This window comes from Stenotrophomonas aracearum (assembly GCF_031834615.1).
Lineage (GTDB): Bacteria > Pseudomonadota > Gammaproteobacteria > Xanthomonadales > Xanthomonadaceae > Stenotrophomonas > Stenotrophomonas aracearum.
Genome location: NZ_CP115543.1, coordinates 555,987 through 568,823 on the forward strand (window position 1 = coordinate 555,987; position 12,837 = coordinate 568,823).

General features: G+C 67.1%; 10 protein-coding genes. 8 read left to right on the plus strand and 2 right to left on the minus strand.

Features of this window, described 5'->3' with window-relative positions; translation table 11 throughout:
• Positions 1-89 precede the first annotated feature (89 nt).
• From PDM28_RS02520 to PDM28_RS02550, 7 genes are all read left to right on the plus strand, one after another.
• Positions 90-1,292 (plus strand): hypothetical protein, encoded by a 1,203-nt coding sequence (locus PDM28_RS02520; protein WP_311183714.1) that lies wholly within the window; start codon positions 90-92, stop codon positions 1,290-1,292.
• Positions 1,283-2,383 (plus strand): hypothetical protein, encoded by a 1,101-nt coding sequence (locus tag PDM28_RS02525; RefSeq protein ID WP_311183715.1) that lies wholly within the window; start codon positions 1,283-1,285, stop codon positions 2,381-2,383. Before PDM28_RS02520 ends, PDM28_RS02525 begins: the two co-directional genes overlap by 10 nt.
• 44 nt (positions 2,384-2,427) lie before the next feature.
• The gene (locus tag PDM28_RS02530; protein ID WP_311183716.1) at positions 2,428-3,090 is read left to right on the plus strand and encodes a hypothetical protein; all 663 of its coding nucleotides are present in this window, start codon (positions 2,428-2,430) and stop codon (positions 3,088-3,090) included.
• Between the two features lie 18 nt (positions 3,091-3,108).
• Positions 3,109-4,743, plus strand: coding sequence for a CsgG/HfaB family protein (locus PDM28_RS02535; protein WP_311183717.1), 1,635 nt, complete (start codon positions 3,109-3,111; stop codon positions 4,741-4,743).
• 195 nt (positions 4,744-4,938) lie between these two features.
• The gene (locus PDM28_RS02540; RefSeq protein ID WP_311183718.1) at positions 4,939-6,588 is read left to right on the plus strand and encodes a M28 family metallopeptidase; all 1,650 of its coding nucleotides are present in this window, start codon (positions 4,939-4,941) and stop codon (positions 6,586-6,588) included.
• Positions 6,589-6,714: 126 nt separating this feature from the next.
• Positions 6,715-7,977 carry a sensor histidine kinase gene (locus tag PDM28_RS02545; protein ID WP_311183719.1) on the plus strand — a complete coding sequence of 421 codons (1,263 nt, stop codon included), beginning with the start codon at positions 6,715-6,717 and terminating at the stop codon, positions 7,975-7,977.
• The gene (locus tag PDM28_RS02550; RefSeq protein ID WP_311183720.1) at positions 7,967-8,740 is read left to right on the plus strand and encodes a LytR/AlgR family response regulator transcription factor; all 774 of its coding nucleotides are present in this window, start codon (positions 7,967-7,969) and stop codon (positions 8,738-8,740) included. Before PDM28_RS02545 ends, PDM28_RS02550 begins: the two co-directional genes overlap by 11 nt.
• A 45-nt stretch (positions 8,741-8,785) precedes the next feature.
• Here PDM28_RS02550 and PDM28_RS02555 read toward each other — a convergent pair whose 3' ends face one another.
• The gene (locus tag PDM28_RS02555; protein ID WP_172448154.1) at positions 8,786-9,400 is read right to left on the minus strand and encodes a hypothetical protein; all 615 of its coding nucleotides are present in this window, start codon (positions 9,398-9,400) and stop codon (positions 8,786-8,788) included.
• 321 nt (positions 9,401-9,721) lie between these two features.
• Between PDM28_RS02555 and PDM28_RS02560 the strand changes: the two genes are divergently transcribed.
• The gene (locus PDM28_RS02560; protein WP_311183721.1) at positions 9,722-10,636 is read left to right on the plus strand and encodes an oxygenase MpaB family protein; all 915 of its coding nucleotides are present in this window, start codon (positions 9,722-9,724) and stop codon (positions 10,634-10,636) included.
• A 48-nt stretch (positions 10,637-10,684) separates the two neighbouring features.
• Here the strand turns inward: PDM28_RS02560 and PDM28_RS02565 are convergent, their stop codons facing one another.
• Entirely contained in the window at positions 10,685-12,808 is a 2,124-nt protein-coding gene (locus tag PDM28_RS02565; protein ID WP_311183722.1) for a M13 family metallopeptidase, read from the minus strand.
• Positions 12,809-12,837 lie beyond the last annotated feature (29 nt).

The window sequence follows — 12,837 nt, forward strand, 5'->3', positions numbered from 1 at the left end:
TGATTGCGTCGCATTCATCTTCTATCGTGTCGCACTTCACAAAAGTGACCGGGCACCTGCCCAGGTCCAGCCGATAAGGACGCAGGACGATGTTTTCAGGGAAGAAGCGCACGCGCGCGCATGGCGCGTGGCTGCTGGTGTGCGGGCTGCTGCTGGTGGGCACCGCCGTAGCCAACAGCGCACAAGCTGCCGACAAGGCGCAGCAGGCCTACTGGGCCGGATTTGCCTACACCGCCGAACAGAGCGCCGTAGAGGCCAGCACCCCGCGTGCGGCAGAGGTACTGGAAGCGCGCGGCCTGGCCCCGCTCAACCAAACGCTGTGGGCGCGCCTGAAGGCGCAGCCGCCAGCCACGCTGGAACTGATCGACCAGCCGCTGGCGATGCTCGACGGCACCACCAGCGCCACGGTGCTGGCCACCGCGCTGGACCGCGAACTGGTCTCGATTGAACCGATTGGCGGCCAGTACAAGGTGCTGGTGGAAGTGGCGCTGCAGGCGCTGTTCTTCGACTTCCGCGAGCGTCAGGTAGTGGCGTCCTACCCGATCACGCTGCAGCGGATCGACGTGATGGAATACCTGCCCGACGACGAAGAGATCGATGCCATCGTCGCCGACCTGCTGTACGGCAACGCCGCGACCGGCCTGCCGCAGGTGCTGGCCGACACGCTGGCCAAGGCGAAACTGCCGGCCGCGTCCACGCGCCGCCTGCAGGTGGGTGAAGTGACCCTGTCTGACGCGGTGCGCGCCAAGCTGCCCGACGCAGTGAACGAACAGGTGCTGCGCGCCACGCTCGCGCACGAACTGTCCAAGACGCTGTCGTCCAACACCGGCATCGGCCTGCTGCCGCCGGCCAGTGGCCAGGCCATCGGCGGGGCGATGGCCGCGCGCTTTGCCGACGGCAAGGTCTACCAGCTGAAGATTCCCGAGCCGGACTACGTGGTGAAGCTGCGCCTGGACGCGCTGAAGAACGGCGTGATCAACGAGACCCCGGCGATGAAGACGATGCTGTTCGGCGCGTTCTTCCAGGCCACGGTGGTGGAGCCGTTCTCGGGCAAGGTGTTCTTCGACCAGCCGCTTCGCAAGGGTGCCACCAAGGTGGTGCCGGCCACGCAGTGGCACGTGGACCAGTGGTCGGCCAGCTACGAAACCGTGCTCGCCGGACTGGACGCCTTCGCCGGTGCCGCCGCCAAGCGTGCCGACGCGCGCGCCTGGCTGGACGAACAGAAGCCAGGCGGCAAGCCGCTGCAGCAACAGACCCAAGCCCTCCAGGAGTTGATCACCTCATGCCGTTGATTCGTGCCGTACTGCTGACTCTCATTGCCCTGATGGTTGCCGCGCCGGTGTCGGCGCAGACCGCCAGTTCCCGGGGTACCGGTTCGGCCAGCTATGGCCTGCGCCTGAGTGCCGACACCCGTGCCGAAGCGTTGAAGAAAGCCAAGGTCAACGCGCTGGAGGCGTACATCGCCGAGTCCGGTGCGGCCAAGCTGCGCTTGTTCGAAGACCGCCGCGCCGAGTTCATCGGCGAGATCGACCGCTACGTGCTGTCGGCGGTGCCGCTCTCGGACACCGAAGACAAGAAGGCCAAGACCTACACGGTCAGCGTGCGTGCCGAGATCAACGCCACCCTGCTGCAGACCAAGCTGGACGCCGGTTCGGCCACCGCCGGCGCACGCGGTAATGAGCGTTCGCTGCTGACCTTCCTGTTCATGGCGCGCTCGCAGGACACAGTGCAGTCGTTCCAGGACAAGGAATACCGCCGCGTCGACGCCAGCCAGAGCTATGACGAAAAGACCCGCGAAGGCGACAGCTTCCGTGGCAACTCGGTGAGCACCAACGGCAGCATCAACCAGAACGCGTCGGTGTCGATCACCTCCGGTGGCAGCACCACCGCGCGCAGCGACAACGTCAGCTGGAAGGTGGCCAACGCCAACGAGATCAACACCGCGATGACCGGTGCGTTCAGCGCCGCCGGCTACGAAGTGGTGGAAGCCGAGTACGTGGAAGGCGAAAGCCGTGGCCTGCTCAGCATCGAGCGCATCCGCAAGGACTTCAGCACCGGCAACGATCTCTCGCCGGCCACCCTGCGCGATACCGCCAACGGCATCAAGGCCGCCAACATTCCGTACCTGGCCGTGGGCACGCTGGACGTGGGCATGCGTGATCGTGACCCGGTCAGCGGCAACACCCGCGTGTTCGTGACCGTCACCGGCAAGGTGCTGGACGTGAGCGGCCGTTTCCCGAAGACCGTGTCGTCGGTGGGTCCGGTGCAGTTCTCCGGTACCGGTCCGAACGAAACCGTGGCCCGCACCAACGCACTGCAGATCGCGTCTGAGAAGGGCGCGCAGCAGATGATCAACGAATTGAACGTCAAGGCCGTGCGCTGATCGCACGCCGACACCGCAACCCGCATTTCATCAAGGACTACACCATGATCCGCAAGACCCTCATCGTACTGGCCCTGGCCACCGCCTTCGCCGCCCCGGCGCACGCGCAGTTCGGCAAGCTGAAGGAACTGGCCGGCGGCGGTTCGTCGTCGTCGTCGTCCTCGGCCGCCCCGAGCGAAGCCGACCAGGAAGCGCTGGTGCGTCGTTTCGCCGCGTCGCAGTCGCACTCGCTGGAAGCGCAGACCGCGTTCGCCAAGGCCTTCGGCTTGGCCGAGCAGGTGCAGCTGCTGGAAGCCGAGCGCCAGGCGCTGTCGTCCGGTTCGGTCAACGTTGACAAGATTAAAAAGTCGGTCTCGGTCAGCGACGCGGCGCAGGCGGCGATCGACGAGCGTGTGGCGGCCAAGCCGGAGCTGAGCGCGGAGTCCAAGCAGCATTACACCGATGGCCTGATTGCGCTGGCCGCCTCGGCCGTGGAAGGCCAGAAGCTGAGCGGTGAAGCCAGCAACTTCGCCAACGGCATGAAGAACCTGGGCGCGACCCAGCTGGCCACCGTGGGCCGCAAGCTGGCCGCCGGTGCCTGGGTGGCCAAGGAATCGCCGGGCTACCTGAAGGGTCTGTACAGCTCGTCCAAGGCGGCGCTGACCTTCGCCCGCGCCAGCAAGATCAAGGTGCCGGGCAACGCCGAGTCGCTGCTCGACACCCTGTAAGCCAACGGAGCGCCACGCATGCAGACCTCAACCCGACTGTTCGGCCTGGCCCTCACCGTGACCCTGCTTGCCGCCTGCGGCAAGCAGGAGGCACCGGTGGAGGCGGCGGCACCCAAGCAGGACTCGAAGCTGGAAGCCCCGGCTGAGAAGCCCTTGCGTGGCTCGCCGGATTTCGGCGGCACCACCAAGGTGGCGCGCGAAGCCGACGGTGTCGGCAGCACGCCGGAGCTGGCGGTGCTGGCGGCGTTGCAGTCGGCGGTGGCACAGGTCAATGGCGTGCGCGTGGCCAGCCAGATGCAGAGCCTGCGTGCGGGCCTGCATGTGGACGTGGACGGGGAACACGTCGGCGATATCCGCGCCGACGCGTTCGCCCAGCAGATGATCGCCGCCTCGCAGGGGGCGGTGCTGGGCTATGAGATCCTCTCGCAGGAAGAAGTCACCCAGCTGGATGAAGAAGTGATTGCCCGCGTGCGCGCCAGCGACGCCGGCTACAAGTATTCGGCGTCTGCCTCGGCCAGTGGCTCGGCGCAGGCACAGGCCGAAGCGGCCGACGGTTCCGCGTCGGCCTCGGCCAGCATCAAGGAAAGCTACAAGGAACAGGCCAGTGTAAAGGCCGAGCGCGGCGCGCAGTCGTTCGAGTCGGACGTCAGCCGTCGTACGATGCGCAGTTACTGGAAGGTGCGCGTGCGCGCCGACATCGCCCAGTACCGTGCACCGGATGAGCAGGGCCGGCCGAAGATCGTGGTGGCGCAGCCGCACGTGCGCAGCGGCAGCTATGCCGTGGGCGACGGCCGCGTGGCCAGCGAAGACGTGGCTGCGGCGATCCGCGCGCGCCTGAACGACACGCTGACCCAGACCAAGCGCTTCATCGTGCTCGACCGCGAGTTCGGCGAGGAGATGCAGGCCGAAATCGACCACATCAACAGCGGCAACGTGCGCCTGCAGGACACCGCGCGGCTGGGCCAGCAGCTGGCCACCGACCTGATCCTGATTCCGACCATCGAACGTTTCGAGTACCCGCGCAGCGTGCGCAACCTGCGCATGTCCGACCGCCAGGTGAGCTCGTACTCCGGCGGCGGGCGGATCACGCTGCGGTTGATCAATGCCACCACCGGTGAGGTGGTGATGTCCGACAGCTTCGACCACCAGCTGGCCTCGACCGGCCCGAGCACCCTGCCGCGCGTGGTGGATGGCAAGGGCATGGCGGCGGCGATGATGGAGTCGCTGTCCGGCCAGATCGGCACCGCGATCATCACCGAGATCTTCCCGGTCTCGGTGGTGGCGATGACCGGCGACCAGGTGGTGCTGAGCCAGGGCGGCGACACGCTGAAAGTGGGCCAGCGCTGGCAGGCGGTGATGCTGGGCGAGGAGCTGAAGGACCCGCAGACCGGCCGTTCGCTGGGCCGCAATGAAACCCCGTGCTGCACGATCCGGGTGGACCGGGTGGCGTCGCAGACGTCCTACGGCACCATTGAAGGTGGCGCGGACGTGGGCGGCAGCGCGTTCAAGCCGGGTTCGATCGAGCTGCGCCAGCAGGCGGGGGCGGTGAAGGAAGTGGCAGAGAAGGCCGCCGCATCCGGCACCGCCAAGCCCAAGGCGGCCCGCGCGGCCGCGCCGAAGGCAGCGGCGCCGGCGGAAGATCCGAACTGGTGAGGGATCGCGTGGAGCCCGCCAGCGGCGGGCACTACGCATGACGGGGTGACCCGGTTACAACGTGGATCCGGCCAGCGACCGGCAACGCGCCCGTTGACGTAGTGCCGGCCGCTGGCCGGCTCCCCGTACCCTTCGGCACGGCGACGCGGGTACTATCCGTTGATGATGGGGAATTCCCCTGCAGCGGAGAGAGCAATGAAGCGAGTGGTATTGAGCGTGCTGGCACTGTCGGTGTCCAGCGCCCTGATGGCGGCGACGCCGAAATTCGACGGCGCGCGGATCTCCGCCGACGTGAAGGAACTGGCGTCCGACGCCTATGAAGGCCGCTCCCCGGCCACCGCCGGCGAAGAGAAAACCATCGCCTTCCTCAGCAAGCAGTTCGCGGCCGCCGGCCTGCAGCCGGGCGGCGACCTGAAAGACGGCAAGCGCCTGTGGACCCAGGCCGTGCCGCTGCGCAAGGGCGACATCGTCGGTGCCCCGAGCCTGGCGCTGACCAGCCAGGGCAAGCCGCAGACCCTCACCCAAGGCAAGGAAATCGCGGTGCGCGCGGCCATGAACGGCGCCAGCGAAGTGGACATCCAGAACGCCCCGCTGGTGTTCCTGGGCTATGGCGTGAACGCGCCGGAGCGCAACTGGAACGACTTCAAGGACGTCGACCTGAAGGGCAAGATCGCCGTCGTGCTGATCAACGACCCCGATTTTGAAACCGGCGAAGGCAGCTTCGACGGCAAGGGCATGACCTACTACGGTCGCTGGACGTACAAGTACGAAGAGGGCGCCCGCCAGGGTGCGCTGGGCGTGCTGATCGTGCACGAAACCGCGCCGGCCTCCTACGGCTGGGCCACGGTGGCGGGCTCCAACACCAACACCATGTTCGACGTGGTCCGCGACAACCCGGCCGAGGCGCACCCGCTGCTGGAAGGCTGGATCCAGCGCGACCTGGCGGTGGACCTGTTCAAGCGCGCCGGGCAGGACTTCGAGGCCCTCAAGAAGAAGGCACAGCGCCCGGACTTCACGCCGGTGGAGCTGAAGGGCGAAACGCTGTCGGCCAAGTACGCGGTGAAGACCGAGGTGATCACCTCGCACAACGTGGCCGCGCGCCTGGAAGGCAGCAAGCACCCGGATGAAACCGTGGTGTACAGCGCGCACTGGGACCACATCGGCGTGGGCAAGCCGGACGCGAACGGCGACACCATCTTCAACGGCGCGTTGGACAATGCCAGCGGCACCGCCTCGCTGGTGGAACTGGCCCGTGGTTTCGCCAAGGGCCCGCGCCCGGAGCGTTCGGTGCTGTTCCTGGCAGTGACCGCTGAAGAAAAGGGCCTGCTGGGTTCGGAGTACTACGCGACCCATCCGCTGTACCCGTTGGCCAAGACCGTGGCGGTGATCAACATGGACGGCATGGCGCCGTTCGGCCCGTCGCGCGACTTCGGCATTTATGGTTCGGCCAAACTGGAACTGCTGGACCAGCTCAAGGACGTGGCGAAGGGCTGGGACATCCGCTACACCCCGGACCCGAAGCCGGAAGCCGGCCTGTTCTTCCGCTCCGACCATTTCCCGTTCGCCAAGCGTGGCGTGCCGGCGGTGTCGTACTCGGCGGGCCAGGATTGGGTGGACGGTGGGATTGAGGCCGGCAAGAAGGCCTCGGACGACTACACCGCCAAGCGCTACCACCAGCAGGGCGACGAATGGCAGCCGGACTGGAAGTTCGCAGGCGCCGCCCGCGACCTGGAAGTGCTGTACACGCTGGGCAACCAGCTGGCCAACAGCCGCGCCTGGCCGAACTGGAGCGACGATTCCCAGTTCCGTGCCACCCGGGACGCCTCGGCGACCGACCGGAAATGATGTACGGCCCCGCCGGTAACCGCCGGCGGGGCGTTTCATCCCACGATTCCCTGCCTCCATCGCATGCCGCTTGTTCCCGCCGGCGGCGCGGCTATCCTCACACCATCCCATCGTGAAGACGCCGCCGTGTTTGCCAGCCTATCCCTGATTCTTCGCATCCTGCTGGCCTGGGCCGCCGCACTGGTCGTGGCCGGCTTCGTCTGGAGCGGCTTCTTCCACGGCATGGACGAGGGCCCGGGCTGGGTGTTCGGCCTGCTGGCCCTGTTCCTGATGGTCACTGCCCTGGGCAGCTGCATCACCCACCTGCGCCGGGTCTCGACCCTGGCCGGCCGCCTGGATTCGGCCACCCTCTCCAGCCGCCAGCGCCGCCAGATCGAGCTGCCGATGGACGCCGGCGCCGCCTTCAGCCTGGTCGAACAGGCGATCAAGGAGCTGCCGCGCGTGGAAGACATCGAAAGCGCGGCCGGCAGCCTGCAGGTGCGCGCCTGCGTGCGCCGCGTGGACCCCTACAACGGCCGCCCGCCCTCGCGCTGGAACCTGCCGGCGCGCTGGGCGATCAAGCGCAACACGGTGCTGGCCACGGTCACCCCGGGGGAGGGCACCAGCAGCGTGACCCTGGTCTTCGAACCCGATGCTGGCGTCTGGGCCGACCTGCTCGCGGTGGACGAAGGCAGCAACTACGAGAACGCCGAAGCGGTCGGCCGCGCCATCACCCGCCACGTGGCCGAACAACGCCGCGACGAACAGGCCGCGGCCGAGCAGACCGCCACCGAGAAGGAATTGTCGGTGGCACGCCTGAACCTGCTGCACGCCCAGGTGGAACCGCACTTCCTGTACAACACGCTGGCCAACGCGCAGGTGCTGACCCGCACCGACCCGCCGCGTGCCGACCAGATGCTGGGGCACCTCATTCAGTACCTGCGCAGTTCGCTGCCGAGCGTGGACGAGTCGATGTCCACCCTGGGCGTGGAGCTGGAGCGTACCCAGGCTTATCTGGAAATCCTCAAGATCCGCATGGGCGCGCGGCTGGCGCTGCACGTGGATGTTCCGCCCGCGCTCAACAGCCTGCCGCTGCCGTCGATGGCGCTGCAGACCTTGGTTGAAAATGCGATCAAGCACGGGCTGGAACCCAAGCCCGGTGGCGGCACGGTGTGGATCATCGCGCGCGCCTTCGACGACCATGTCACCCTCACCGTGGCCGACGACGGACTGGGCTTCGGCCAGGGCGGCAGCAGCGGTACCGGGATCGGGCTCAAGAACCTGCGCGAGCGGCTGCGCCTGACCTGCGGCGAACGCGCCGGCGTAGCCATCGTGTCCAATTTCCCCAGCGGCGTGGCGGCAACGATCACCCTGCCGCGCGACGCACGCGAGGCGATCCATGCAGCTTGATGCCCTCATTGCCGAAGACGAAGACCTGCTGCGCCAGTCGCTGGTGGCCCAGCTGCAGCGCTTGTGGCCGGAACTGCGGCTGGTGGCCGAGTGCGAAGACGGGGCCAGCGCGCTGGAACGCCTGGCCGAGCTGAAGCCGGACCTGGCCCTGCTCGACATCCGCATGCCCGGCATCAGCGGCATCGACGTGGCGCGCGCGCTGCCCGAGCTCAGCCCGCGCACCCAAGTGGTGTTCGTGACCGCCTATGACCAGTACGCGATCGATGCATTCGAGCAGGGCGCCATCGACTACCTGCTCAAGCCTGTCAGCGACGAACGCCTGCTGGCCACGCGCGAGCGCATCCTGGCGCGCATGCAGATGGGGCGCCCGGACAATGCAGTGCTGGAGCAGCTGCTGCAGCGGCTGGGACAGCAGCCGGCCGCGCACTCGACTGCGCCGCCGCTGGCGTGGATCACCGCGAGCAACGGCCGCGACACGCAGCTGATCATGCTGGAAGACGTGGTCTACTTCCGTGCCGACAGCAAGTACACCACGGTGGTGACCGAAGCCGGCGAAAGCCTGCTGCGCACGCCGCTGCGCGAGCTGCTGGAAGTGCTGGATCCGCAGCGCTTCCGCCAGGTGCACCGTTCCACCATCGTCAACATGAAAGCGGTCGCGGCAGTGACGCGCGATGACACCGGACGCGGGCAGCTGCGGTTGAAGCAGCGCCCGGAGCTGCTCAATGTCAGCCAGCCGTTCATGAGCCTGTTCCGGGGGATGTAACGAAAAACGCCGGGCGGTGCCCGGCGTTTTTTCCATGCATGAAATTCAGAACGCCGGCTGCAGGTGCATGTTGTGCTGCGGGTCCGGCTCACCCACATGGTTCAGCTGCCCCACCAGTTCCGAATGCTGCTTCATGCGGCCGATCTCGCGCATGATGCGGATGTCTTCGTGGCGCAGCTCGCGCCGGGCGGTGACCGCCTGCTTGTAGTCGAGCACTTCCGGGTAGTGCTGGGCCATGTCCAGCGCTTCAGCCACGCATTCCACGGTGTCGGCGTCGGAGGTGATCCGCGCGCGGCTGTTGAACGCCTTCATCCAGCGCTCGAAACCGGCAGTGTGGTCGAACATGTTGGCCATGAACCAGATCACGAACAGGATCGAGACCCACGAACCGAACACGATCACCACGCGGGTGAAGGTGATATGGAAGTCGTCCTTCCACAGGTAGTTGGCGATCAGGCCGAGGATGAGCAGCGAGGCCGCCTGCCAGCCGACGATGGACGCCATGAGCCACTGGCCCTTGGCCTTGGCCAGGGTGGCCACTTCCTCGCGGATCTGTTGCTCACTCTTGTTGCGCCAATGCGCGACCTGCTTCTCGAACGGGCTGCTGTACAGCTCGTTGTCCTGGAGCAGTAAACCCAAACCTTTGAACAAAGCGATCATCACGGGCTCCTTCGGGAACGTGCAGCAGCGCATTGGACTTACGGTGAGGCGGGTTCAGTTCTAAGCAGGTTCTCGGCGCTTGGCAATGGGCAGTGCGACAAAACGCCGCAGGGGGTCTGGCTGAATGGGCGGGGCATGCGAAATCTTGCGCGGTGCATCATGAAGAACCAACGCTGAAACCAGAAAAACCCCCTCGATTTCTGTTGCGGGCGCACAAATTTGAACCATGGCGCCAACGGGACGTGGCCGGGGTGTCATACATCACGCAGAATTGACGCAACCGCGCAGGACGGCGGTGTCCCGAACCCCCAGGAACCCGCGATGTCGTCACTGCTGCACCGCCTTGCCCGCCCCGCCACGCAGCCCATTCGGCGCTGGGTGCTGGAGGCGTTTCCGCGCGACCAGAGCGGCATCGACTACGACCATCCGCTGGGCGATCCGGGCTGGTTCGGGCCGGACAGCGCCACCTGGCGGGTCAACGCCGAGCTGCCCGGCATGCTGGCCGGTGGGTTGTGCGCGCTGATGCTGCAGACCCTGCACCCGCTCGCGCTGGCCGGGGTGTATGACCACTCCAATTTCCGCGAGGACCTGGTCGGGCGCCTGCGCCGGACCACCTCGTTCGTGGCCTGCACCAGTTATGCCGCTTCGGGGGAAGTGGAAGCGCTGGTCGCCAAGGTGAAGCACATCCACGCGCAGGTGCGCGGGACCACGGCGGACGGGCAGGCGTATTCGGCAGATGATCCGGACCTGCTGACCTGGGTGCACGTGACCGAGGCCTATGGCTTCCTGCAGGGCTGCCGACGCTACTGCCGCGATGTGCCTGAAGCGATCGCGGACCGTTACTACAACGAGTACCGCCGCGTGGCCGAAGCATTGGGGGCGACCGACGTGCCGGCGACCGAGGCGGCGGTGACCGCGTACTTCGAGCGGCAGCTGCCGGTGCTGCGTTTTGATGCGCGGTCGCGCGAAGTGCTGGCGGTGTTGTCCGGCATCCGCCTGCCGGTGCCGATGCCCGGGGTGTCGCGCGACCTGTTCCTCAGCGCCGGCGCGGCGATGCTGCCGGAGTGGGCCAACACGATGCTGGAACGCACGCCGTTGCAGCGCGCCCAGGCGCGTGCCTCGGCGAGGGTGTTGCAGGGGATTTCACCGCTGTTCCGGCGCGCATTGCATGACGGCACCGCCACCCGGGCCTGCAAGCGCGTGGGCGTGCCGGTGAGTTCGTTGGCGCATTGGTAAAAAAACGGACGCCGAGGCGTCCGTTTTTCATTCAACCATTGCTGCCGATCACCACACCTTGACCCGCTTCTCCGGGGCCAGGTACAGCTTCTGGCCTTCCTTCACTTCGAACGCCGGGTACCACGCGTCCAGGTTGCGCACGGTGAGCGCGCGGAACTGGCCCGGCGCGTGCACGTTGGTCAGCAGCGAGTTGCGCAGTGCCTGCTCGCGCGCCTTGCTGCGCCACGCCTGGGCAAAGCCCAGGAAGAAGCGCTGGTCGGGGGTGAAGCCTTCCAGGGTCTGGCCCGGCTTGCCCTGCAGCGACAGCTGGTAGGCGTCGTACGCGGTGGCCAGGCCGGCCACGTCGGCAATGTTCTCGCCCAGGGTCAGGCGACCATTGACCGACACGCCCGGGAACGGCTGGTAGCTGCTGAACTGCGCCGCCAGCGCGTCGCCGGCGGCGTTGAACTTCTTCAGGTCCTCAGCCGTCCACCAGTTGTTCAACTTGCCGGTCTGGTCGAACAGCGCGCCGGCATTGTCAAAGCCATGGCTGATCTCATGGCCGATCACCGCACCGATGGCGCCGTAGTTCACTGCGTCGTCGGCCGCGCCGTCGAAGAACGGCGGCTGCAGGATCGCGGCCGGGAACACCAGGCGGTTTTCCAGCGGCACGTTCATCGCGTTGATGGTCTGCGGCAGCATCGCCCATTCGCTGTGGTCCACCGGCTGGCCCAGCTTGGCCAGGTTGCGGCGGTACTCGAACAGGCTGGCGCGCTCGGCATTGCCCAGCGCGTCGTCGCGCTTCACTTCCAGGCCGCTGTAGTCGCGCCACTTGTCCGGGTAGCCCATGCCCACGGTCAGCCCTTCCACCTTGGCCTTGGCATGCGCCTTGGTTTCCGGCGACATCCATTCCAGCGCGTCGATGCGCTTGGCGAAGGCGGCGATGATGTTCTTGGCCATTTCATCGGCACGGGCCTTGGTGGCCGGGTCGAAATGCTTCTCGACGTAAATCTTGCCGATCGCTTCGCCCACCGCGTTGTTGCTCTCATCCACCGCACGCTTCCAGCGCTCGCTCTGCTGCGGGGTGCCGTTGAGGGTGGTGCCGTGGAAGGCGAAACGCGCGTCGGCCATCGCCTTGGGCAGGTACGGTGCGGCGCGGTCCAGCGCGTGGAAGGTCAGGTAGTCCTTCCACACGTCCAGCGGCTCGGTGGCGACCAGGCGCGAAATGCCGGCCACGGCCTTGGGCTGCCACACGATGAAGTCGTCCTGCTTGTCCAGGCCGGCGGCGGCCAGGAACGCGGCCCAGTCCATGCCCGGTGCCTTGGCGCTCAGGTCGGCCTGCTTCCAGGCGTTGGCGCCCTTGGCCACGTCGTTGGTTTCTTCCTGGGTGGCGTGCGCCTGGGCGATGCGGGTTTCCAGCGCGACGATGCGCTGCGCCTTGGCCGCCGGGTCGGCTACGCCGGCCAGCTGCAGCACCTGGGCGATATAGGCCTGGTACTGCTTGCGGATCTCGGCCATGCGGCCGCCCTGCAGGTAGAAGTCGCGGTCCGGCAGGCCCAGGCCGCCCTGCACCAGGTACGGCGCGTTGCGGTCCGGCTGCAGCAGGTCCACCGATACCCAGGTGCCGAACAGGCGGTCGGTGTAGAAGTTGGTGGCGTTGAGCAGGTCCACGTCGGCGCGCAGGGTGCCGCCCAGCGCGGTGGCCAGCGCGGACTTGTCGGCGATGCCGCCGATGGCGTCCAGTTCCGGCTTCACCACGCCCATGCCGCGCGATTCGATCCCGGCTTCGTCCATGAACGCGGCGTAGTAGTCGCCGATCAGCTTGGTTTCACCCTCGGCCTTGGTATCGGCGGCGGCGCCTTCGAGGATGGCGCGGGTATCGGCCAGGGTTTTCTCGGAAATGACATTGAAGCTGCCGAAACTGGAACGGTCGGCCGGGATCTCGGTGTTCTTCACCCAGTTGCCGTTGGCGAAGCCGAAGAAGTCGTCACCGGCGGCGACGCTGCGGTCCATGCCGGTGGCGTCGAAGCCGAAGCTGCCCAGCTGCGGCTTGGGCGCGACGGGCGGGGTGGCGGCGGTATCGGCGGCAGGGGTGGTGGTCGGCGCGGCCGCATCGCGGTCGCAGGCGGCCAGGCCCAGCGACAGGCTGGCGGCAATGGCAAGCATCAGGGTGGGGCGGCGCAGCTTGGACATGGACTTCTCAGGCAACGGGGAAACCGCAA